Source organism: Nonomuraea sp. NPDC050540 (genome assembly GCF_044457485.1).
Lineage (GTDB): Bacteria > Actinomycetota > Actinomycetes > Streptosporangiales > Streptosporangiaceae > Nonomuraea.
In genome coordinates this window covers 876,728-898,962 of the sequence record NZ_JBITHA010000001.1, presented here as the reverse complement: position 1 = coordinate 898,962, position 22,235 = coordinate 876,728, and the positions used below count along the sequence as shown (strand labels likewise).

18 protein-coding genes are annotated in these 22,235 nt (G+C 73.2%); 10 read left to right on the top strand and 8 right to left on the bottom strand.

Going from position 1 to position 22,235, the window contains the following annotated elements; translation table 11 throughout:
* Window positions 1-65: 65 nt before the first annotated feature.
* Window positions 66-1,535, top strand: a complete 1,470-nt coding sequence (locus ACIBI5_RS04065; protein ID WP_397242934.1) for an MFS transporter — start codon at window positions 66-68, stop codon at window positions 1,533-1,535.
* Here the strand turns inward: ACIBI5_RS04065 and ACIBI5_RS04060 are convergent.
* From ACIBI5_RS04060 to ACIBI5_RS04040, 5 genes are all read right to left on the bottom strand, one after another.
* The gene (locus tag ACIBI5_RS04060) at window positions 1,517-2,626 is read right to left on the bottom strand and encodes a VWA domain-containing protein (protein WP_397242932.1); all 1,110 of its coding nucleotides are present in this window, start codon (window positions 2,624-2,626) and stop codon (window positions 1,517-1,519) included. The genes ACIBI5_RS04065 and ACIBI5_RS04060 overlap by 19 nt on opposite strands.
* Window positions 2,619-4,790 (bottom strand): DUF5682 family protein, encoded by a 2,172-nt coding sequence (locus tag ACIBI5_RS04055; protein WP_397242930.1) that lies wholly within the window; start codon window positions 4,788-4,790, stop codon window positions 2,619-2,621. Before ACIBI5_RS04055 ends, ACIBI5_RS04060 begins: the two co-directional genes overlap by 8 nt.
* Window positions 4,787-5,851 carry an AAA family ATPase gene (locus ACIBI5_RS04050; protein WP_397242928.1) on the bottom strand — a complete coding sequence of 355 codons (1,065 nt, stop codon included), beginning with the start codon at window positions 5,849-5,851 and terminating at the stop codon, window positions 4,787-4,789. Before ACIBI5_RS04050 ends, ACIBI5_RS04055 begins: the two co-directional genes overlap by 4 nt.
* On the bottom strand, window positions 5,848-7,191 hold the full coding sequence (locus ACIBI5_RS04045) for a DUF5691 domain-containing protein (protein ID WP_397242926.1): 1,344 nt from the start codon (window positions 7,189-7,191) through the stop codon (window positions 5,848-5,850). The genes ACIBI5_RS04050 and ACIBI5_RS04045 overlap by 4 nt, the downstream gene beginning before the upstream one ends.
* 113 nt (window positions 7,192-7,304) lie before the next feature.
* Complete coding sequence (locus ACIBI5_RS04040) at window positions 7,305-8,327, bottom strand: SWIM zinc finger family protein (protein WP_397242924.1); 1,023 nt, start codon at window positions 8,325-8,327, stop codon at window positions 7,305-7,307.
* Between the two features lie 123 nt (window positions 8,328-8,450).
* Here ACIBI5_RS04040 and ACIBI5_RS04035 point away from each other — a divergent pair, with 123 nt between their 5' ends.
* From ACIBI5_RS04035 to ACIBI5_RS04005, 7 genes are all read left to right on the top strand, one after another.
* Window positions 8,451-9,746, top strand: a complete 1,296-nt coding sequence (locus ACIBI5_RS04035) for an ABC transporter substrate-binding protein (RefSeq protein ID WP_397242922.1) — start codon at window positions 8,451-8,453, stop codon at window positions 9,744-9,746.
* Window positions 9,743-10,624: a carbohydrate ABC transporter permease gene (locus tag ACIBI5_RS04030; RefSeq protein ID WP_397242920.1), complete on the top strand. Its 882-nt coding sequence runs from the start codon at window positions 9,743-9,745 to the stop codon at window positions 10,622-10,624. Before ACIBI5_RS04035 ends, ACIBI5_RS04030 begins: the two co-directional genes overlap by 4 nt.
* On the top strand, window positions 10,621-11,427 hold the full coding sequence (locus tag ACIBI5_RS04025; RefSeq protein WP_397242918.1) for a carbohydrate ABC transporter permease: 807 nt from the start codon (window positions 10,621-10,623) through the stop codon (window positions 11,425-11,427). Before ACIBI5_RS04030 ends, ACIBI5_RS04025 begins: the two co-directional genes overlap by 4 nt.
* Window positions 11,428-11,449: 22 nt before the next feature.
* Window positions 11,450-14,488, top strand: coding sequence for an NACHT domain-containing protein (locus ACIBI5_RS04020; protein WP_397242916.1), 3,039 nt, complete (start codon window positions 11,450-11,452; stop codon window positions 14,486-14,488).
* A gap of 10 nt (window positions 14,489-14,498) precedes the next feature.
* The gene (locus ACIBI5_RS04015; RefSeq protein WP_397242914.1) at window positions 14,499-15,044 is read left to right on the top strand and encodes a cupin domain-containing protein; all 546 of its coding nucleotides are present in this window, start codon (window positions 14,499-14,501) and stop codon (window positions 15,042-15,044) included.
* A gap of 77 nt (window positions 15,045-15,121) precedes the next feature.
* Window positions 15,122-15,619: an RNA polymerase sigma factor gene (locus ACIBI5_RS04010; RefSeq protein ID WP_397242912.1), complete on the top strand. Its 498-nt coding sequence runs from the start codon at window positions 15,122-15,124 to the stop codon at window positions 15,617-15,619.
* A 411-nt stretch (window positions 15,620-16,030) separates the two neighbouring features.
* Entirely contained in the window at window positions 16,031-16,789 is a 759-nt protein-coding gene (locus tag ACIBI5_RS04005) for an SAM-dependent methyltransferase (protein ID WP_397242910.1), read from the top strand.
* A 3-nt stretch (window positions 16,790-16,792) separates the two neighbouring features.
* Here the strand turns inward: ACIBI5_RS04005 and ACIBI5_RS04000 are convergent, their stop codons facing one another.
* Window positions 16,793-17,458 carry a sulfotransferase family protein gene (locus ACIBI5_RS04000; protein ID WP_397242908.1) on the bottom strand — a complete coding sequence of 222 codons (666 nt, stop codon included), beginning with the start codon at window positions 17,456-17,458 and terminating at the stop codon, window positions 16,793-16,795.
* Window positions 17,455-18,504 (bottom strand): alpha-hydroxy acid oxidase, encoded by a 1,050-nt coding sequence (locus ACIBI5_RS03995; protein ID WP_397242906.1) that lies wholly within the window; start codon window positions 18,502-18,504, stop codon window positions 17,455-17,457. The genes ACIBI5_RS04000 and ACIBI5_RS03995 overlap by 4 nt, the downstream gene beginning before the upstream one ends.
* 57 nt (window positions 18,505-18,561) lie before the next feature.
* On the opposite strand from ACIBI5_RS03995, the gene ACIBI5_RS03990 reads away from it, so the two are divergent.
* Complete coding sequence (locus ACIBI5_RS03990; protein WP_397242904.1) at window positions 18,562-19,839, top strand: hypothetical protein; 1,278 nt, start codon at window positions 18,562-18,564, stop codon at window positions 19,837-19,839.
* Window positions 19,805-20,737 (top strand): hypothetical protein, encoded by a 933-nt coding sequence (locus ACIBI5_RS03985; protein WP_397242902.1) that lies wholly within the window; start codon window positions 19,805-19,807, stop codon window positions 20,735-20,737. The genes ACIBI5_RS03990 and ACIBI5_RS03985 overlap by 35 nt, the downstream gene beginning before the upstream one ends.
* Here the strand turns inward: ACIBI5_RS03985 and ACIBI5_RS03980 are convergent.
* A complete protein-coding gene (locus ACIBI5_RS03980) occupies window positions 20,706-22,187 on the bottom strand; it encodes a class I adenylate-forming enzyme family protein (RefSeq protein WP_397242900.1) in 1,482 nt (493 codons plus the stop codon). The genes ACIBI5_RS03985 and ACIBI5_RS03980 overlap by 32 nt on opposite strands.
* Between the last annotated feature and the right edge of the window lie 48 nt (window positions 22,188-22,235).

The window sequence follows — 22,235 nt, the reverse complement described above, 5'->3', positions numbered from 1 at the left end:
CGAAAAGCCGCGATATCTCGCTATCTAGCACGATAAAGCACCAGTCCGGGGTGATGGTCGGTGGCATGACAAGCAAGTGGTGGCCGCTGGTGGCGGTCTGCATGGGTGCGTTCATGCTGTTGATGCAGGCGGGCGCGGTCGCGGTCGCGCTGCCGGGCATGGCGGGCGATCTCGGCGCGACGTTCTCGTCGCTGCAGTGGGTGCTCGACGGGTACGCGCTGGCGCTCGCGGCCCTCCTGCTGGGCGCGGGCTCGCTCGCCGACCTGGTGGGCCGGAGAAGGACGTACGTGGCGGGGCTGGCGCTGTTCGCCCTGGCCTGCCTGGCCTGCGGGCTGGCGCCGTCGATCGGCCTGCTGGTGGCGGCCTCGGTGGCGCAGGGCGTCGGGGCGGCGATCATGTTCGCCACCACGATGGCCCTGCTCAACTCCACCTACAAGGGCCGCGACCGGGGCGTCGCGTTTGGCGTCTGGGGCGCGGTCAACGGCGCCGCGGCAGGAGCCGGGGTGCTGCTCGGCGGCGCCGTCACCGAGCACGGCAACTGGCGGGCGGTCTTCCTGGTCAACGTGCCGCTGGCGATCGCTGCGATCGCGCTCACGCTCGCGGTGCTCGCCGAGTCGCGCGATCCGCGCGCCGGCCGCGTGGACGTCTCCGGCACCGCCACGTTCACGCTCGCCGCGGGCGCGCTCACCTACGCCCTCATCAGGGCCGGTGAGTACGGCTGGGCCGACGGCGCAGCCCTGGCCTGGGCCGCAGCGGGCCTGGTGGCGCTGGCCGTGTTCGTCTTCCTCCAGGCCAGAGGCGGGAACGCCATGCTGGACCTGTCACTGTTCCGGTCGCCGCGCTTCGTCGGCATCATGATCGCGGCCATGGCGCTCGGTGTGTCCGCCTTCGGCTACCTCGCCTACACCTCTCTGTGGCTTCAGTCGCTGCTGGGCCTCGGCGCGGCCGGCGCCGGGCTCGTGCTGCTGCCGCTGTCCGGCATCGCCTTCGTCGCCGCCCTCGTCGCCGGGCCGTACCTGCACCGGGCCGACCCGAGGCTGCTCGTGGGCGGCGGCATGCTGCTCATCGGCGCCGGGGCGCTGGCCCAGGCCGTCCTGGACGCGGGTTCCGGCTGGGCGGCGCTGCTGCCGGGACTGTCGCTGACCGGGCTGGGCGTCGGCGTCTGCAGCCCGGCCATGTCCTCGGCGGCGATGGGCGCGGTGGCGCCCGAGCGCGGCGGGATGGCGGCCGGGGCGCTCAACACGTTCCGGCAGCTCGGGCAGGCGTTCGGCGTGGCGGTGCTCGGGTCGGTGTTCCGTGCGGCGGCCGAGGGGCGGATGGCCGGGCGGCTGGCCGACCCGGCGGGGGCCACGGATCTGCTCGCCTCCGGGCAGGCGGGGCTGCTGCCCGCGGGGCCGGCCAGGGAGGCGTTCGCGGGCGGGCTGAACGCGGCCTACCTGGTGGCGGGGGTGGGCGGGCTGGTCGCCGGGGTGCTGGTCCTGGTGCTGCGGAGCCGTACCCGCGAACGCAAGCCCGTCTACGGGGCGGCCGGCTGACGGCCCTCGATCGCCGCCGCCATCAGCTCGGGGAAGGCGTCGGGCGTGCACGCGAACGCGGGCACGCCCAGCGCGGCCAGGGCGGCGGCGTTATCGCGGTCGAACAGCGGCGCGCCCTCGTCCGACAGCGCCAGCAGCACGATCACCCGCACGCCCGCACCGGTCATCGCGGCGACCCGGCCCAGCATCTCGTCCCTGACCCCGCCCTCGAACAGGTCGCTGAGCAGCACCAGGACCGACTCAGCCGGGCGTTCGAGCAGCCCCTCGCAGTAGGCCAGGGCCCGGTTGATGTCGGTACCGCCGCCCAGCTGGGTGCCGAACAGCAGCTCGACCGGGTCGTGCAGCAGGTCGCTGAGGTCGGCCACGGCGGTGTCGAAGACCACCATGCGGGTGCGCAGCGCCGGGATCGAGGCCAGCACCGCGCCGAACACCCCCGCGTACACCACCGACTCCGCCATCGAGCCGCTCTGGTCCACGCACAGCACGACGTCGCGCCTGAGCGAGCGCCGCTTGCGGGCGTGCCCGACCAGCCGCTCGGGCACCACGGTGTTGCGGTCGGGCAGGTAGTGGCCGAGGTTGGCGAGAATCGTCCGGTTCCAGTCGACGTCGGAGGTACGGCGCGGCCGCCGCGTGCGCGCCACCCGGTCCAGCGCCCCCGCCACGGCCGTCCGCGTCCTGGCCGTCAGCCGCTTCTCCAGGTCGCCGACCACCGCCCTGACCAGCGCCCGCGCCGATTCGCGCGCCTCGTCCGGCATCACCTTGGCCAGCGACAGCAGCGTGGCTGCCAGGTGCACGTCCGGCTCGACCGCCTCCAGCATCTCGGGCTCGACCAGCAGCCGGGTCAGGTCGAGCCGGTCGATCGCGTCCTGCTGCATGACCCGCACGACACCGGGCGGGAAGTAGGTGCGCACGTCCCCCAGCCAGCGGGCCACCCTGGGCGCGGAGGCCCCGAGGCCGCCCCGCTCCCCGCTCTCGTACAGCGAGCCGAGCGCCGCGTCCATCCGGGCGTCGTCGCCGTGCAGGCCCACGCCGGTGCCGTCCGCCTCGCCACCGCCGAGCACCAGCCGCCATCTGCGCAGCCGTTCATCCACGGGCCCTCCCGAGTATCGTCAGCACGGTCCGCCCGGCCGCCGCCGCCCGCCGTTCGTCGACCTCCCGCTCGGGCCGCCCACCGCCCGCGCCCGACCGCACCCGCTCCCCGATCGCCCTGCGCTCCGGTACGGCGAAGCCGCCGAACGTCCGCCGCAGCAACGGCAGCACCTCCGTGAACTGTTCAGCGGACAGCCCGCTCATCCAGGCGTCGACCAGGTCCAGGAGCCGCGCGTCGTGCACCAGCAGCAGCCCGCCCCCGGCCAGGAACCCCTCGATCCACGCCGCCGCGCGGGCGGGCCCGCCGCCGCGCGAGGTGGCCCGCGCCAGCCGCCGTTCGGCGTCGGCCAGCGCGCCGGCGTCCAGGAGAATCCGTGTCAGCCGCCCCTCGACCAGGCCGTGCGCGCCGGCGGCGTCGCAGATCCCGAGGAGCGTGGCCAGCCAGCGCTCGCGGGCCGCCGGGTCGCCGAGCAGGTCGACCGCGGCGTGCACACCGTCCATCTGGGCCAGCATCGCGCCCGCCGCCTGCCAGGACAGTCCGGGCAGCGCGACGGGAAGGCCGGCCCGGACGCGGTCCAGCATGGAGCGGGCGACCGCCGCAAGACCCTCGGCCGGTGTCCCCCGGACGTCGCCGTAGCGGTGAGCGCGGACGATCGCCGGTAGCGCGGTCATCAGGTGCGTGATGTCGGCGTCCAGCGCGGCCCGCTCCGACAGGGCGGCGAGCACGCCGGGCAGCGCGCCGGGCAGCTCGGCCAGCAGGCATTTCTCGACCGTCTCCGCGAGCTCGCCCAGATTCTGGCCGGTGGGCGCCAGGTCCAGCACGCGGCGGGTGGCCGCGGCCTCCACCGTGGTGCCGAGCGCCGCGGACTCGATCAGCGCCAGGTCGAACTCCGGCCGCCACTCCAGCCGCCAGGTCTCCCTGAACGTCCCCTTGCCCCGCGCCTCCCCCGGCACCCCCCAGGGCACGCCGAGCAGCCGCAGCCGGTGCAGCAGGTGGCTCCTGCCCAGGTCCACCGTCCTGCGCAGATCCAGCTCCAGCTCGCGCACGGGCGCGGCCGCCTGCTCCTCCCGGGCGGCGGGGTGGAGGCGGAGGTGGCGCTGCTGCTCGCGCAGGTCGCGCTGCAGGGGTACGAGCGGGGCGTCGTCGCCCACGTGGCCCAGGCGGTCGCCGACGACCATGCGGCGCTGGATCAGCGCGACCCGCAGCTCGTCGCCCTCGCAGAGCACCGCCCTGGCCGCCTCGGTGACCTCGCTCAGTCCCGGCAGAGGGCGGCCGCGGAGGGCGGCCAGGCTTCGCGCCAGCCGCACGGCCTCGATGACGTGCGCGGACGACACGGCCAGGCCCTCCTCGCGCAGCACCGCTCCGGCCGCGCCCAGCCACCGCTCGACCGGTCGGTCGGCCACCGTGAACAGGTGGTGGTACCAGCCGGGCGAGCCCACTCCCGCGCCGTAGCCGGAGCGGATCGCGAGCCGCTCGTACGTCCACGGAACCCATGCCAGCGCCGCCTTCACCTTGGGCAGGCCGCGCAGCAGCGCGTCGTCGGCCTTCACGGGAGGCGGCGGTCCGGCCAGGGCGGGCACGTGCCAGGCGCCGCAGACCACCGCTATCCGCTCATGTCCGGCTTTGACGGTCGCGCGCAGGACACGCCGCATGTACGCCTCGCGCCGGGCCTCGAAGGCGTCCGGCGTGTAGCCCTCCCGAAGCGCCGCCATGGCCTCGCCGATCACCTCGAACTGCGGCGAGGCGCCGGGCCGGTGCTCGACCACGTCCTCCCACCAGCGTTCCGGGTCGTCGTGCCCGGCGGCCGCGGCCAGCTCGCCGATCGGGTCGCGTACGCCTGGTTCGCCGCCGCCCTCCGGAGCCAGCAGGTGGGCGGCGGGCAGGTCGCAGAAGCGGATCGGGACGCCGTGGCGCGTGCCGTACAGGAGGGCCTGCCATTCCGGCGAGAACACCGCGAACGGCCAGAAAGCCGACCGCGACGGGTCGCCCGGAACGTGCGCGAGCAGCGCGACCGGCGGCTCGCACCCGGCGGCGAACCGGACCAGCGCGTCGGCCTCGGGCGGGCCCTCGATGAGGATCGCGTCGGGCCGCAACCGCGCCAGGCCCTCCCGCACGGCCTGCGCCGACCCGGGGCCGTGATGCCGGACGCCGAACACCTCGATCATGAGACCTCGCGGCAGGCCCGGTAGAAGTCATGCCAGTCCGGGCGTTCGCGCACCACGGTCTCCAGGTACTCCCGCCACACCACCCGGTCGGCGGCCGGTTCGCGCACGACGGCGCCCACGAGCCCGGCGGCCACGTCGGCGGCGCGCAGCACGCCGTCGCCGAAGTGGGCGGCCAGCGCGATGCCGCTGGTCAGCACCGAGATGGCCTCGGCCGTGGACAGGGTGCCGCTGGGCGACTTGAGCTTGGTGCGGCCGTCCTCGGTGACGCCGTCGCGCAGCTCGCGGAAGACGGTGACCACCCGCCGGATCTCCTCCAGGCCGGTCGTGGTCTCGGGCAGCTGCAGGGAGCGGCCGAGCTGGGCGACGCGGCGGGTGACGATCTCCATCTCCTCCCCGGCCGTGGCGGGGACCGGCAGCACGACGGTGTTGAAGCGCCGCCGCAGCGCGCTGGACAGCTCGTTCACGCCGCGGTCGCGGTCGTTGGCGGTGGCGATGAGGTTGAAGCCGCGCTGGGCCTGGACCTCCGTGTTGAGCTCGGGAATCGGCAGCGTCTTCTCCGACAGCGCGGTGATCAGCGCGTCCTGGACGTCGGAGGGCATCCGGGTGAGCTCCTCCACCCTGGCGATGCGGCCCTCGGCCATCGCGCGCATGACCGGGCTCGGCGTGAGCGCGTCGCGCGAAGGACCTTCCGCCAGCAGACGGGCGTAGTTCCAGCCGTAGCGGACGGCCTCCTCCGGGGTGCCCGCGGTGCCCTGGACCAGCAGCGTGGAGTCGCCGCTGATCGCCGCGGCGAGGTGCTCCGACAACCACGTCTTGGCCGTGCCGGGGACGCCGAGCAGGAGCAGCGCCCGGTCGGTGGCCAGCGTGGCGACGGCGACCTCGACGATGCGGCGGGCGCCCACGTACTTGGGGGAGATCCGGCCCCCGTCCCCCAGCACGTACGCGGTCACGGCCCAGGGCGACAGCGCCCAGCCGGGCGGCCTGGGCCGGTCGTCCTCCTTGGCCAGCAGCGCCAGTTCCTCGGCGTACTCGTCCTCCGCGTGGGCCCGCAGGACCGTCATGCGCACTCCCTTCCCAATTCCCCGACCATCTCGGCCCGGAACCGCAGTACCTCGGCCACCTCCGCCGCACCGCTCCGCTCGGCCAGCGGATGCAGCGCCGGATCGACGCGTTCACCGGCGAGCCTGGCGAGCTCGCCGAGATTCCAGGGCTGGGTGGCGGCGATCATGGCGATCTTGTCGAGTACGGCTGCCGCCAGCGCCGCCCCCCACGGCCGTTCGACGCCGCCGAGGACCATGATGAGCTGGCTATCCATGTCCTGATTTTTCACGAACTCGGCGGCTAGTTCCTGCTGTTCCTCTGGCGGGAGCACGCCCAGCAGATCCGCGATCGGATCGTGCGCGAACATCGCCCGCGCCCACCCCGCCTCCCGCTGCAGCACCGCCGCCCGCACCCATCCCGCCTTGACCTCGGCGTCCCAGTCGGAGATCCGCAGCCCGAGCATCACCCGCGGCTCGGCCCACATCCGCAGCGGCGCCCGCGCCACCACCTGCTGCAGCCACCAGGCCCGCTCGCCTATCCCTCGCGGCGGCTTGGCGCGCACGCCGTCACGCTCCATCGCCGCGTCGCACCCGCGCGGCGGCCGCACCTCGACGCGGCCACCGGACACCACCAGGCAGGCCGCCGCCCGCCGCGCCATCCGCCCGGCCAGCCGGGAGTCCGGCAGTCCTGCCAGCAGGTTGGCCGCCGACTGGCGTACCTCGCGGCGGCGGTCGTCCAGCGCGCGTTCCAGGAACGGCTCGTCGGCCATGCTCAGGCCCACGCCCAGTGCCTCGGCGAACTCCGCCCGATCTTCCGGCGTCTCCCGCTCCCACGTGCCTTCGAGCAGCGCCCGTGCCGCCGCCGGGTCGGCCGCCCTGACGGCCCGCAGGTGGGCGCGGCGGTCGGCGGGCGAGCCGTACTCCCAGCTCTCGCCGGTGGGCTCGTCGAGCAGGAAGGCCCAGGCCGGGTTCCGTGCGGCCAGCCACCGCCCGCGCCGCCCGGCCAGCACGCCGAGCCATGCCCTGATCGAGCGGTCGCGCCTGCCGCGTTCGAGCAGGTCGGGCAGGACGTGCGGTGGCACCCTGCGCCCGCTCGCCGCCGCCACCGCCAGCCACTCGCCCAGCACCCTGCCGTGCTCGCCGCCCAGAATCCGCCCGAGCCGCTCCGCCGCCCGCCACGGCACCGCCGCGCGCTCCTCCGCCTCCGCCCGCTCACCGTCCCGCGGGCCGAGGGCCACCTGCCCGGCCCGCCACCGCACCACCTCGACCGCCGCATCCCCCAGCAGCTCTCCCCGGTACGGCCGGCGCGCCGTCCCCACCAGAGCCGTGGAAACCATCACCTCCCACGCAGGACGGTCCACCGGACCACCCATCGCCGGACCGTGGGCAGGCTCCGGACTCTGGGCAGGCTCCGGACCGCGCGCAGGTTCGTGCCCCGCCCGGCCGTTCACAGGTTCGTGCCCCACCGGGCCGTTCACAGGGGCACCGGCCTGGCGTCGTCGTCCCACACCGTCAGCGGGCGCAGCCCGCGCGGCGTCCACTCGGCGGCCACCGTCACCGGCCCGCCGCCGGAGACCGCGATCAGCCGCCACGGGTCGTGACAGGCGGGGTGCAGCGGCAACCCCCCGAGGTCGGCCCGCCCCGGCAGCACCCCGTCCAGCAGCAACGGCCACGCGTCCGTCCAGGGATCGGCCGCCAGCGCCCCGGCCACCTCCTCCAGCGCGGCCTCCACCGAAACCAGCCCGGCAACCGGCCCGGCAACCACCCGGGCCCTCAGGCCGGGCACGGGAGAGGCCTCGTGGAGATCAGGCCCCGCCACCGCGTCCGGCGCGGGGAAGGCGCCGTGGGGACCGGGCGCGGGTGTGTCCGGGCGGGCGAACTCCGGTGGCTCCTCCCCGTCCGGGCCGGCGATCAGGGCCCGTAACGGGGCGGCGGCGGGGTAGAAGGCCAGGGCCGCCTCCAGGGTGGAGCCGGGCGGCGGTGTCCCGTCCATGGGGTGGGCGGCAGGGGTGAAGGTCAGGATGAGGGCCGGACGGCCCGTGGCGAGGCCGCGCAGCCACACGCGCCGGGCGGTCACGTGGTCGAGCGGCTCGTCCCGGACCCCGAGCACCAGCCACCGGTCATGGACGTGCGGCCCGGCCAGCACCTCCGCCCGCGAGGTCGTGAATCCGACCCGGGTCAGCACGGTACGCGCCAAGGCCGGCGGCAGCTCGGCACGCCGCCGGTACGCCACGGCCAGCAGGTTGAGCAGGGCGTATTCTGACAGCAGCGCACCAGGCCAGCCCGCCGCGGCCCGCACCCTCTCCAGCCGCGCCACCAGCCCGGCCGCCCCGGGGGCCTGGGCGTCGACCAGCCGCTTGACCAGATCATCCCAGTCGCGATCCTCCGCCTGGCCCAGGCCGAGCCGTACCTGGTCACCGAGCCACCGCTCCAGCTCAGCCAGCCCGGCGGCCACTCTCGCGTGCCGCGCGGTCTGAGCTGGGGTTTCGGAGATCACTCGATGCAGGGTAGCGGGCGAGACCGACATTTCCTGGCAAAGGGACTGGCGTGACCGGGACCACACGTCTACTGTATTCAAAACTCAGAATACATCACGTGACATACCACCGGGAGCAACCCCGTGAAGAGAGCCATCGCCGGGCTATCACTCGTTCTCACCGCTTCCTGCGCCACCGGCGGCGTCCCGGCCAAGGAAGCGCCGAAGATCGCCTCATCCACGAATGCCAAGGTGTCCGGAAATATCGAGATCTGGTCGTGGGATGTCGCCGCCAAGGCGCTCCAGCGGCTGGCCCCGGAGTTCGAGAAGGCCAACCCAGGCGTCAAGGTCAAGGTGACCGACATCGGCTACGACAACGCCTACGACAAGATCACCGTGGGCCTCAAGTCGGGCGCCGGCCTGCCCGACATCATCACGCTCGAAGACACCGCCGTCCCCGGCTACGCCGAGAACTTTCCCGACGGCCTGGTCGACCTCACCTCGGTGGCCGGCAAGTACAAGGCCGACTTCGACCCGGCCAAGTGGCAGGCCGCCTCCACCGCCAAGGGCCTGTACGCCCTGCCCTGGGACTCCGCCCCCGTCGGCCTGTACTACCGCCGCGACTACTTCGAGAAGGCCAAGGTCGACCCCAGCTCGCTCGCCACCTGGGACGACGCGGTCAAGGCCGGCGAAAAGATCAAGCAGGCCACCGGCAAGCGCCTGTTCGTCTCCGACCTGACCACCGCCGCCGGGTTCACCACGCTCCTCCAGCAGCTCGGCCAGGGCTACTTCGTCGACGGCAAGGTCGCGGTCAACTCCCCCAACGCGGTCCGCGCGCTCACCCTGCTCAAGACGCTCAAGGACAAGGACCTCCTGCAGAACGAGAAGGGCTGGGACGGCCGCGTCACCGCCACCAAGCAGGGCAAGGCCGCCACCCAGCCGACCGCCGCCTGGTGGAGCGGCACGCTGACGGCCGACATGCCGGAGCTGTCGGGCAAGTTCGGGGTCGTCCCACTGCCCGCCTTCGACGCCGGCGGCAGCCGTACCTCGGCCAATGGCGGGTCGGCGCTGTCGATCACCGCGCAGACCAAGAACCAGCAGACCGCCTGGGCCTTCCTCGACTGGATGCTCGCGAACAAGGAGCGGCAGGTCTCGATGATGCGGACCGAGGCGCTCTTCCCCGCCTACCTGCCCGCGCTGAGCGACCCGCTGTTCGACGAGCCGCAGCCGTACTTCGGCGGCGAGAAGGTCAACCGCCTGTTCGCCGACCAGGTGAAGGAGATCCCGCCGGTGCAGCTGACCGGTGACGACAAGCAGGCGGAGGAGCTGCTGAAGAAGGCCGTCTCGGCCTGCCTGCTCAACGGCGAGGACCCCAAGGCGGTGCTCGACGGCGCGGCCGAGCAGCTCGCCGCCGCCACCCAGCGCGAGATCGCCCCGTGAGCTCCGTCGCGGTCGATGTTCCCAGGACCCGGCGCCGGTACGGCCGGCGTCGCCGTACCGTCGGATGGGTCTTCGCGGGACCGGCGGCGGCGCTGCTCGCGCTCTTCTTCGCCTACCCGCTGGCCGCGTCGCTGCTGCAGAGCCTGGAAGGCGGCTTCGGGAACTACGCGCGGCTGGTGCGCGACCCGTCGTTCCTGCGGTCGCTGGCCAACGCCGGGCTGATCCTCGTGATCCAGGTGCCGGTCATGATCGGTCTTGCGACCGTGCTGGCCTACGTGCTCAACCAGTCGTGGCTGAAGTTCCGTGCGACGCTCCGGGTGGCGTACTTCCTGCCGGCGGTGACGACGCTGGTGGCGTACGCGGTGGTGTTCCGCGTGCTGCTGCGCACCGAGGGCGGGGCGGTCAACCAGTTCCTCGGGCTGCAGGTGGACTGGCTGAACGACCCGTTCTGGGCCCGGGTGGCGCTGATCGCGTCGCTGACCTGGCGCTGGGTGGGGTACAACGCGGTCATCCTGCTGGCCGGGCTGCAGGGGATCGGGCGCGAGCAGTACGAGGCGGCGGCCATCGACGGCGCCGGGCCGCTGACCGCGTTCCGGCGGGTGATCCTGCCGCAGCTGCGGCCGGTCGTGGTGTTCTGCTCGATCACCTCGACGATCGGGACGCTGCAGTTGTTCGACGAGCCGCTGGTGCTGACCGGCGGCGGGCCCGGCGACGCCACGCTGACGCCGATCCTCTACCTCTACCAGGTCGGCTTCAAGCAGTTCGACTTCGGTTACGCGGCGGCGATCGCGTGGGCGGTGGTGGCGCTGATCGGGGCGCTGTCCTGGGTGCAGTTCCGCTACTTCGGCTCGCGTACGTCCGGGAAGGAGCGCGCATGAGGCGGCTCGTGTGGGTGCTGGCCGTTCTGGGCGCCCTGGTGAGCGTGGTGCCGTTCTACTGGATGATCGTGGCGGCCACCCACGACGGCAGCGAGCTGTTCGCCTCCCCGCCGCCGTTCCTGCCCGGCGGCGACCTGCTGGCCAACATCGTCAAGCTTGAGGAGTCCGTGCACTTCGCACGGGTCATGGCCACGAGCATCTGGACCGCGCTCGTCTACACCGCGCTCAGCTCGCTGGTGTCGGCGATGTGCGGGTACGGCCTGGCCAAGTTCCGCTTCCGCGGCCGGGGCCTGCTCCTGGGAATCGTCCTGGCCACGATGATGGTGCCGTTCCAGGTGCTGCTGGTGCCGTTGTTCCAGATGATGGCCAGCATCGGCTGGGTCGACACCTACCAGGCGATCATCATCCCGTTCCTGGCCAACTCCTTCGGGATCTTCCTCATGCGCCAGGCGTTCCTCGACTTCCCGGACGAGCTGCTGGAGAGCGGGCGCCTGGACGGGGCCGGCGACATGCGGATCTTCTACCGGATCGTGCTGCCGGTGGTCCGGCCGCAGCTCGGCGCGCTGGTCATCTTCACGTTCATGACGCAGTGGAACTCCTTCATCTGGCCGCTGCTCATGCTCAACTCCGAGGAGCGCTACACCGTGCCGGTGGCGCTGAACCACCTGATCGGGCTGTCCCACGTGGACTACGCGGGGCTCATGCTCGGCGCGTTCCTCGCCACGCTGCCGCTGATGCTGGTCTTCCTGGTGTTCCAGCGGCAGTTCGTGGCCGGTCTGCTGGGGGGCGCCGTAAAGGGGTGAGATTTCCGGCATGATCGCATTTATGCCAGGTGTGGAGACGGCGGTCGTGGCGGCGGGCAAGGCCATCGCGGAACGCGCGATGCGCGAATGGCTCGCCGCCCGTGCCGCGAACCGGGACCGGGACGCACAGCTCAAGGACATGATCCAGAGCGGCTTCCGTGACCGCCTGGCCCCCAGGAAGTTCGGCAACCAGCTCGAAGGCATGGCCATGGCCGTCGAGGCCCGGCTGCGCGACCTGGTCGAGCAGGAGTACCGCGGACTGGGCGAGGACGCCCGCTCCGCCGTACTCCTGGAGGTCGTCGAGTCGCTGCGCACGGCGGACCTGTCCGACCAGGCGCTGTTCGACGCCGACGCCGACCCCGCGCGGCTGGCCAGGCGCGTGCTCGACACCGTCGCGCCGCCCCGCCTCGGCACCACCGAGGACGCGCTCTACGGCGTGCTGCTGGCCGAGTGCGTGGCCTGCCTGGTCGGCATGATGCAGCAGCTTCCCCCGTACCTGCCGCGCGCCGCGACCGAGAACCTCGCCCGCCTCAGCGGCCTGGCCGAGGGCATGGAACGCGTCCTGGCCCGCCTGCCCGTCCGCACACTCGAAGCCCCCGAGGGCTCCCAGGACGACCTCGCCTTCGAGCAGCACTACCTGTCCTTCCTCAGCCGCACCCTCGACGAGATCGAGCTGTTCGGCGTGCCCATGGAGACCTACCGCCCGCGCACCTCCCTCAGCGTCGCCTACATCTCACTCACCGTCAGCGCCGACCACGAGCGCCGCCCGCCGGAACGCCTCGCGCCGTCGTCGCTGACCGGCCGCGACGAGAGCGAGCCCGGCGGCCGCCGCATCGAGTCCGCGCTCGGCCGCCTCACCCTGCTGCGCGGCGAGGCCGGATCCGGCAAGAGCACGCTGCTGCGCTGGCTCGCCGTGACCGCCGCCCGCCGCGGCTTCACCGGCGACCTGGCCGCCTGGAACGGCCGCGTCCCCCTCATGGTCAAGCTGCGCAGCCACGCCGACGGCCGTCTGCCCGCCCCCGCCGACCTGCTCGACGACGTCGCCCAGGAGGTCGCGGGACGGATGCCGCGCGGCTGGGCCGAGCGCGTGCTCGCGTCCGGCCGCGGCCTGCTGCTGGTCGACGGCGTGGACGAGCTTCTGGTACGGCACCGCAACGCCGTCCGCCAGTGGCTGTCCAGGCTCCTCTCGGCCAACCCGGAGCTGCGCGTCGTGGTGACCTCCCGGCCCGCGGCGGCGGACGTGCGCTGGCTGGCCGACGAAGGCTTCACCGCCGCCCTGCTGGAGCCCATGACCCCGCACGACCTCGGCGAACTCGTCCGCCAGTGGCACGTGGCCATGCGCGAGTGCCCCAGCCTGCCCTGCCACGCCGACGACCTGCCCTCCTACGAACGCGCCCTGCTCGCCCGCCTGGAGAGCAACCCCCACCTGCGCCTGCTGGCCTCCACGCCGCTGCTGGCCGCCATGCTGTGCGCGCTCAACCTCGACCGCCGCACCCAGCTGCCCCGCAGCAGGATGGCCCTGTACGACGCCGTCCTCACCCTCCTCCTGGAACGGCGTGACGCCGAACGCGGCATCCAGGACGACATCGTCCTCGACCCCGAGCAGAAGATCTGGATCCTGCGTGACCTGGCCTGGCGGGTGGTCTCCATGGGCCGTTCCGAACTGGCCAAGGCGACCGCCCTGCGCCGCATCGAGCAGCGGCTGACCGGGATGACGCGCATGCCGTACCAGGCGGCGGACGTTCTGGAGTACCTGTTGCGGCGCAGCGGCGTGCTCCGCGAGCCGGTGCCCGGCAGGATCGACTTCGCCCACAAGACCGTCCAGGAGTACCTGGCGGCGGGCCAGCTCGTCGAGGACGACGACGTCGAGGCCGCCGTCGAACGCGCCCACCTGGACCAGTGGCGCGAGGTCGTCGTCATGACCGCCGGACACGCCACCGGCCGTCTGCGCCGTGACCTGCTGCGCGGCCTCCTGGACCGGGCCGACGACGGCGGACGGCACACGCGGCGGCTGCGGCTGCTGGTGGCGTCCTGCCTGGAGACGATCAGAGAGATCCCGCTGGAGTTACGAGAGCGGGTGGAGGCGTGCCTGGCCGAGGTGATCCCGCCGCGCAGCGAGGACGAGGCCAGGATCCTGGCGGCGGCGGGCGAGGAGATCCTGCGCCGCGTGCCTGACGACCTGTCGGCGTTCACCCCGCTGCAGGCGGCGCTGACGGTGCGGATGACCGGCCTGATCAACGGCGAGGCCGCGATCAGGAAGCTGACCGCCTTCGCCACCGACCCCCGGCGGCCGGTGCAGCTCACGGTCGTCGACATGTGGCGCTTCTTCGACTCCCGCCGCTACGCGCTCGACGTGCTCGCGGCGATCCCCGACCCGCCGCGGATCGTCGTCAGCGACCCGCGTGAGCTGCGGAGCCTGCGGCACCTGAAGCGGATGACCGCCCTGTGGGTCGACCGGAGAGTCGACTCGCTGGCGTTCCTGAAGGACATGCCGCAACTCGAGTTCCTGGAGCTGTCGGAGCTGGCGGGCGACCTCGGGCCCGTCCGCTTCCTGACCGGCCTGAAACGCCTGTGGCTGCGGACCGGCCGGCCGCTGGACCTGACCCCCCTCCAGGACATGGAGAGCCTGTTCGGCCTCTGGGCGTGGGGCGCGGTCCACGAGCCGGATCTCGCCTTCCTCGACCGGCTCCCACGGCTCCAGCAGCTGGGCCTGAGCCTGCTCGAGGAAGAGTTCTCGGCGGAGGCGCTGTCGCGGCAGACGGAGCTCAGGGTCGTCTCCTTCAGAGGAGTCCGGCAGCGTCTGTCCCCTTCGGCCCTCGCCCACGCGCGCGAACTGTTCTCGATCACCCTGCGCGACCTCCACGGCGTCCCCGAGTGCCTGGAGGCCGTGGTGTCGGCGGGCCCGCCCCTCGAATATCTGCGCCTTCACCACACCGACGTCACGGACGTGTCGATCATCACCCGGCTGCCCACGCTCAAGCTGGTCAGCGTCCTGCCGGCCGACGGCCTGGACCTCACCCCGCTGACCGCCGTCCCCGGCCTCGTCGTCAACCCTGACTAGCATCACTCCTGTGGATCTCACCCTTTACCCAGACGGACCGACCACCCAGGTCGCTGACGAGGCCGAAGCCCTGGCCAGCCCGCTCGACGGCCAGCTCGTCCTGGACGGCGACCGGTTCCTGCGCCGCGACGTCCACGGCAAGGCGGTCGCCTTCGTGCCCCGCCCGCCGGTCGCCGCCGCGCTCGACCTGCTCCCCCACCCCGAGGGCGGCTGGTACCGCCAGACCTGGAAGACCGCCGTCCGCTTCACCCCCGGCGGCTACGACGGCGAACGGGCCACCGCCACCGGCATCTACTTCCTGCTGATGCCCGGCGAGGAGTCGGTCCCGCACGTGGTCCGCTCGGACGAGGTGTGGCTGTGGCACCGGGGCGGCCCGCTCGACCTGACCATCGGCGACCAGCACGTGGTCCTGGGCCCGGACGTCGAGAACGGGCAGGTCCCGCAGGCGATCGTGCCCGGCGGCGTGTGGCAGTCGGCCCGCCCGGCGGCCGGTCAGGAGGTTCTGGTCAGCTGCGTGGTGTCGCCAGGCTTCGAATTCGCAGATTTCCGGGCATAAAAACAGCCATTCAACTTTGAACCATCCCTCAGCGGGAATCGTCGTGGGATGTGTGGACACTCTCCGATGAGACGCTCATGGCGGGAATGGCATCGGGTGACACCGATGCGGCGGCCGTGTTCGTGCGGCGCTTTCAACCCAGAGTGTACGGCTTGGCGCTGAGCGTGGTCGCCGACCCGTGCCTGGCGGAAGAGGTGGCCCAGGACGCCTTCGTCCGGGCGTGGCGGCACGCCGCCGCGTACGACCCCCGCCGCGGCCGGGTCGCGACCTGGCTCCTCACCATCACCCGCAACCTGGCGGTCGACGCCGTCCGCCTGCGCCGCGACCTGCCCGTGGACCCGTGGCGATTACCCATCCCGGCGCCCCGCCCCGACCCCGGCGCCCGAGTCGAACGCATCCAAGAAGAACTCCTCGCCCTCCCCGCCTCTCAGAGCCGCCCGCTGATCCTGTCGATCCTGTACGGCCTGACCGCCCAGGAGATCGCCGACCGCGAAGGCATCCCGCTGGGCACCGCCAAGACCCGCATCCGCCGCGGCCTCGCCCGCATCCGCACCGCCCTGACCACCACCCCGTGACCCCTGGCGCCCCGCCACCCCCGGCCGCCACTCCCCGACCTACCACCGCCCACCACCGGCCGCCCCTTCCTCCCGCCCGGAACGCCCCGAACCTCAACGCGCCACCCGCCCGACACCCTGCGCGGCGGCCCGACGACCGGCAGGCCCACAGGCCCTGGATGTGCCTGGACACCTGAGCGGGCGGCTCTGGGCGACCAGAGGCTGAGGGCCGGGCCTGTTGGTCGCGGCGCCGGACGCCCGGTGGGCCGGGGCCAGGTGGAGCCGTTACCGGGTGGAGCGGGTGGGCCGGGGCCGGGTGGGAGAGCCGGGTGGGTGAGCGGGCCGTTTTCGGGTGAGTAGGCGGGCCGGGTCGGGTGGGTGGGTGGATATTGGATTGATGGTGGAGGTGGTGACGTGGTGGGATGCCGCTCTGTGACCGCACTGAGTGAACTGCACCGCCCCGACGTCTATCCCCGCTCCTCCCACTACGACCCCGCCTGGGTGGTCGGCCTGGACATGGGCCCGCATCCCCTGTGGCTCCTGGAGGACCTGTCCCGCGACCTCGACCTGAAGCCGGGCATGCGCGTGCTGGACCTGGGCTCCGGCATGGGGGCGACGTCGGTGTTCCTGGCCAGGGAGTTCGGCGTCGAGGTGGTGGCCGCGGACCTCTGGGTGGCGGCGGGCACGGCGGCGGCCGTGTTCACGGAGGCGGGGGTCGCCGACCGGGTACAGGCGGTCAACGCCGAGGCCCACGCGCTGCCGTTCGAGAAAGAGTCCTTCGACGCGATCGTCAGCATCGACGCCTACGAGTACTTCGGCACCGCCGACGGCTATCTCGCCTACATCACGAGCTTCCTCAAGCCGGGCGGTCAGCTGGGGATCGCCACCCCCGGCATGACCGCCGAGGTCCGCGACCTCGGCGCGATCCCGCCGCACATCAAGGCCCTGGTGGGCTGGGAGGCGCTCGCCTGGCACACCGCCGAGTGGTGGCGCTTCCAATGGGAGATCACCGAACTGGTCACGGTGACGTCCGCGCGCCTGCAGCCCGGCGGCTGGAACGACTGGCTCCTGTGGGCCCGCGCCTGCATGGAGCACCGGCCCGGCGACGCCGCCGGGCAGACGGTCGCGATGCTGGAGGCGGACCAGGGCGCGTTCCTGTCGTTCGCGATGGTGAGCGCCCGCCGTACCTGAGACTCAGCCGGGACGGGACTCCGCCATCCGGGCCTCGACCCGCGCCCAGAACCGTTCAGGATCATTGAGGTGCGGGTACGGCTCGCCCGGCGCCGGCACGCCCAGGAAGTCGCACAGCGGCCCCCATCCCGATCCCGGCTCGATCACCAGGAGCCGCCCGGACGGCACCGCCCGGCGTACCGCCGCGTTGTGCTCCTCGTAGACGGCGATGGCGTGGGCGCGGTCGGTGAAGCGGCCGGAGAAGAAGCCGTCCCAGATCATGGCCCGGTGGAACGCGGTGAACACGTCCAGGCCGGGCACGGTCCGCCTGGCCTCGGCCACCCGGGCGTCGGGCTCGGCGTCGCCGAACATGCGGTAGATGGTCCTGGACACGCTGGCGTACCACGCCTCGGGGTCGCGTTCGGTCAGGATCACCTTGGCGTCGGGGAAGGTGGTGAGGATCTCGGGCCAGAAGGCGGCGCCCGGCCAGTCCACGCTGGAGGCGTACCCGGCGAACACCGCCTGCCAGGACACCGGCTGGCCGGCGGCGGCCGCTCGCCACATGGGCAGCCGGTCGGGGTGGTCCAGGACGTGGCGGCCGTGGAAGCAGGGGCCGAGGCCGAGGCGTTCGAGCGCCGCCTTCAGCGACAGCGTGCCGGTCCTGCCGACGCCCACACCGATGACCTTCATCCCACCACCTGGTCCTTGGTCAGCGCGCCCGGCGAGTCGGCCCCGCACAGCGTCAGCGCGTTCTCCAGTTCCCTCCGCAGCAGGGACAGCACGCGGGCCACTCCGTCGGCGCCGCCACTGGCCAGTCCCCAAAGCACCGGGCGGCCGAGGGCGACGGCCGAGGCGCCGAGCGCGAGTGCCTTCACCACGTCGGTGCCGCGCCGTACGCCGCCGTCCAGCAGGAGGGGCACCCGGCCGCCGACCGCGTCGGCGATCACGGGCAGCCGGTCGATGGTGGCGGGGGTGGTGTCGAGCTGCCGTCCGCCGTGGTTGGAGACGATCAGGCCGTCCACGCCGCAGTCCACGGCCTGGGCGGCGTCGGCGGGGTGCAGAACGCCCTTCAGCAGAACGGGGAGCTGCGTCTCCCCGCACAGCCATTCCACATGGTTCCACGAAATTTCGGGAGAAAGGCGGACCTGTCGGATGTTCCCGTCACCGCGCATGTTGGCGCAGAAGATGCCCGGCGGCAGGTCGTGGAAGTCGTTGCGGTCGCCACGTTCGTTCCTGCCCAGCGCGGGTGAGTCCACGGTCACGACCAGGGCGCGGCAGCCGGCCGCCTCGGCCCGCCGTACCAGCGACTTGGTGAAACCCAGGTCGGGCTGGATGTACAACTGGAACCACAGCGTGCCCCCGGCCGCCGCGATCTCCTCGATGGTGATCGTGGACAGCATCGCGGCGATCATGATGACGCCGGCCTCGCGCGCCGCGCGGGCGGTGGCCGCCTCGCCCTCGGGACAGGCCAGCCGGTGGAACGCGGTCGGCGCGAGCAGGACCGGCATCGAGCTCTCACACCCCAGCACCCTGCCCGCGAGCCGGGGCGGGCCGTGGCCGCGCAGGATCCTCGGTACCAGGGCCAGCCGCCGGAAGGCCGCCTCGTTGGCCGCGAGTGTCACCTCGTCCTGCGCCCCGCCGGCGAAGTAGTCGTAGTACACCGGGTCGAGCTTCTCCCGGGCCACGTCCTCGAAGTCGCGCAGGTTGAAGACCTCCATGTGAGTTGTACGGATCACGACAGCCCAAAAGATTCCGGTGAATCTCGGGACATATCGGCATTCGTAGAACCGGGTGTGATTGTTGTGGTCGCCACCCTCGGGGCACTCGCCGTCCTGCTGAGCCTGCCGTACTGGCTGCCCGGCGCCGTCACCAAGCTGCGCACGTGGCTGTTCGCCCGCATCAACGGCGCGGACGGCATCCCGGTGCCCGGCGACCTCGTGGACCTCTCCCGCTTCATGGAGCTCTACGCGCACCCCGCCGCCGACGGCCGCAGCCGCGGCGCGGCCCTGTCCGACCTGTTCTGGTACTGGCTCTCGCCCGGCGCCGAGGTCCACCAGGAACACCTCGAACCCGGCCCCCGCTACGACGACGTCGCCCGCTGCACCCGCCGCATCCTGACGATGCCGAGCCGTACCGCCGACGAGCTCGCCACCGCCAGCCTGCGCGCGGCCCTCCCCCACCAGAACGGCCTGGTACGGCTGCGCGACCTGATGATGCCGGTCTGGGCGGAGTTCTACCACCGGGTCGTGTTCGGCGTCCCCTGCCCGCCGGGCGTCAGAGACCTCATCGTGGACCACTCGGACGACGTGGTCACCTCGCTGAAGTGCTGCGGCCTGCGCCACATGGACCGGCGCCTGCGCCTGACCCGCCACCTGCGCGACACCCTCGGGCAGGTGCCGCACCCCCTGCCTCAGACCCTCGACGAGCAGGAGCGCGCCTTCTACCTCCAGGGCACCTTCTTCAACACGGCGGTCGTCCAGAGCGCCGAAGCCACCGCGCACGTGCTCATGGAGATCGCCGCCCACGGCGCCGACGGGCCGCTGGAGGCGGTCATCGAGCGGACCCTGCACGACTTCCCGCTGTTCGGCGTCGCGCACCGGATCACCTCGGCCGACATCTGCCTGGAGGGCGCGGAGCCGATCCCGGCCGGTTCCGTGCTCTGCTTCAGCTACCCGGAGTTCCACCGCTCGGGCGGCCACATCCCGTTCGGGGTGGCGGCCAACCGGCCCTGCCCCGCCTGGCACCTGGCGCCGATCACCATCGGAGCCGTCGTCAGGGAGGTCCTGCGCGAACACGATCTCGCTTCCACCGCCCGGCACACCCGGCCGCTGCCCAACCGCGGCCCCTGCCTGATGACCCCGCGCGGCCACCGGGTACGGCTCCGGCGGCTCGTCCTCGCCTGTCTGCGGCTGCGCGATCGATGGGAGGAGGTGTGGCGCAGCCCGCTCCAGCTCGTTCTCGGCACGTACATGGTCTGGCACGCCAGGCGCCTGCGCCTGTGCGAGCGCCACTTCGAACAGGAGAGGAACATCTCCCATGACCCTGCGCGCCACCCCGACCACGCCGGCTGAGCGGCCCACGGCCCGCCGGTGGCTGGTCGTCCTGCTCAGCGTGCTGGCCGGCTTCCTGCTGACCGTCGTGTGGTCGGCCGAGTTCGTCGACCAGACCATCGGCGCGAACGTCGCCGACACCCTCCTCGGCCACGACGCCTCGGAGACACCGATCGCCGGGATCCTGTCCGGCGTCGTCTTCGCGTTCGTGACCGGGCTGGCCGGCACGTTCACCGCCTGCAACATCGCCGCGATGGGCGCGGTCGCGCCCCTGGTGGGCGCCGGCAGCTCGGCGGGCGCGCGGATGGCGCGCACGCTGAAGCCTCTCGGCTGGCTGGCCGTGGGCGTACTGGCGGTGTCCGGCGTCTACGGCTTCGTGGTGGGCCTGGCCGGCACCGCCATGCCGCAGTTCGCCAACGCGCCGCCGGCCGGCGGGCTGCTCGCGCGCAACATCCAGTCGATGGTCACCTTCGGCGTGATCGGGCTGATCCTGGTCTTCCTGGGGCTGGCCGCGCTCGGCCTGGTCAGGGATCCGCTGGCCCGGCTGGAGCGGCGCTTCCCGAACGCGCGCATGGTGGTCATGGGCGCGCTCATCGGCGCCTTCCTCATCGGCCGGCCGTTCGGGCTGTTCCGTCAGCTCTTCCGCGACGCCGCCGCCAGCCACAACCCGCTCTACGGCGCGCTGGCGTTCATGCTGCAGTCGCTCGGCAACATCGTCGTCATGGCGGTGCTCGTGCTGCTGCTCGCCCTCGCGCTCGGCGGCCGGGCGCGGCGCTGGCTGGGCGCCGGGCCGGGACGGCTGGCCGTCATCACCGGCACGGCGTTCATCGTCGCGGGCTCCTTCACCGCCCTGTACTGGGTGGGCAGGCTGCTCGGCCGCTTCGAGATCATCTGGTGGCCGACGGCCCCGTGGGTCTGAGCGCGCGTTTGTCCGGCTTGCCCGCCGCGTTCAGCGGGACCTCCCGGATGACGGTGATGCTTCTCGGTGTGCTGGCCGCGCTCAACGCCTCGGGCACGAGCGCGGCCAGCGCGCCGAGGTCGGGCGCCCGCCCCGCGGCGGGCACCACGAAGGCGTGCACCGCCTCGCCGGTCTCCCGGTCCGGCGCGCCGACCACGAACGCCTGCTCCACGTCGGGATGCGCGGCCAGCACCCGCTCGATCGCCCCCGCGTAGCAGACCTCGGCGCCGACGATGATCACGTCGCGCGTCCTGCCGGTCAGGTGGAGCAGCCCGTCGCGGTCCAGGAAGCCGAGGTCGCGGGTGCGCAGCCAGCCCTCGTGCAGCACCTCGCCGGTCAGCTCGGGCGCGCGCCAGTATCCGGCCATCATGTGCGGGCTGCGCACCCACACCTCGCCGTCCGCGCCGTGCGGCACCGGCCGCCCCTCGCCGTCACGCAGGCTCACCTGTACGGCGGGCAAAGGCCGCCCCACCGCCCCGGTACGGCCCGCCGCCACGTCATCCGGTGTCAGCATGGCGATCACGCCCGCCTCGGCCTGGCCGTACCCCTGCCAGACCACCGGCCCGAGCCGGTCGGCGGCCCGCTCCAGCAGCGACGGCGCCGCCGGCGCGCCCCCGAGCATCAGCGCCCGAAGACCGCGCAGATCGGCGTCCTGGTCCAGGAGGCCGCCCAGGACCGGCGGCGCCATCATCGTGGCGGTGACCCGGTGGGCGGAGATCGCCTCGGCCAGAGGTAGTTCGGGGATGATCGCGACGCCGCCGGCGACCAGCGTCCTGCCCAGGTACGTCATCATGACGGGGCCGGCGAGGCTGGCGTGGATGAGGCAGCGCTCGAAGTTCGCCATCAGCGCCGTCAGCGGCGGCGGCCAGGCGGCGGGCCGGTAGGCGAGGCTGTAGGCGCGGTAGGTCTGGACGGGCGCCTTGGGGCTCCCGGTGCTGCCGCTGGTGAACGTGAGCCGGGCCAGGTCGTCCGGCCGAGCCCCCGCCTCGGCCGCGCCCGCGGCGGATCCGGCGGCCAGCTCGTCCACCTCGGCGCCGGTGAGCACGACGTCGAAGCCCGCCGCCCGCGCTTCGGCCGTCCGCACCGGGCCCCAGCCGGGCCGGGCCATGCCCACGAGGCAGCCCAGCGCGTGCGCGGCCAGCTGCGCGGCGTAGACCTCGGGGGTCGAGGCGGCGACGACGAGGACGCCGGCGCCGGGCCGCAGCCCCCTCGCGCGCAGGCCGTCCCCGCACCGCGCGACCAGCCCGAGCAGCTCCCCGCGGGTGACCACCCGCTCGCCGTGCTCGATCGCCGTCCGCGCCGGCGCGCGCTCCAGAGCCTCCAGAACCGGGCCGGGGAAGAGCATCGTCACTCCAGGTGTGAGGGCGCGCGCCCCGGTGGACCGCCACAGCACCCGGGGACGCGCGCGCACGGCCGTCTCCCCGCACACACCCCTTCGAGGAACGGCACCCCAGCCGTT

Coding starts and splice junctions, on each gene's coding strand:
- ACIBI5_RS04065 (WP_397242934.1), top strand. CDS start 66: ATGACAAGCAAGTGGTGGCCGCTGGTGGCGGTCTGCATGGGTGCGTTC.
- ACIBI5_RS04055 (WP_397242930.1), bottom strand. CDS start 4,790: ATGATCGAGGTGTTCGGCGTCCGGCATCACGGCCCCGGGTCGGCGCAG.
- ACIBI5_RS04050 (WP_397242928.1), bottom strand. CDS start 5,851: ATGACGGTCCTGCGGGCCCACGCGGAGGACGAGTACGCCGAGGAACTG.
- ACIBI5_RS04025 (WP_397242918.1), top strand. CDS start 10,621: ATGAGGCGGCTCGTGTGGGTGCTGGCCGTTCTGGGCGCCCTGGTGAGC.
- ACIBI5_RS04020 (WP_397242916.1), top strand. CDS start 11,450: ATGCCAGGTGTGGAGACGGCGGTCGTGGCGGCGGGCAAGGCCATCGCG.
- ACIBI5_RS04010 (WP_397242912.1), top strand. CDS start 15,122: ATGGCGGGAATGGCATCGGGTGACACCGATGCGGCGGCCGTGTTCGTG.
- ACIBI5_RS04000 (WP_397242908.1), bottom strand. CDS start 17,458: ATGAAGGTCATCGGTGTGGGCGTCGGCAGGACCGGCACGCTGTCGCTG.
- ACIBI5_RS03985 (WP_397242902.1), top strand. CDS start 19,805: ATGACCCTGCGCGCCACCCCGACCACGCCGGCTGAGCGGCCCACGGCC.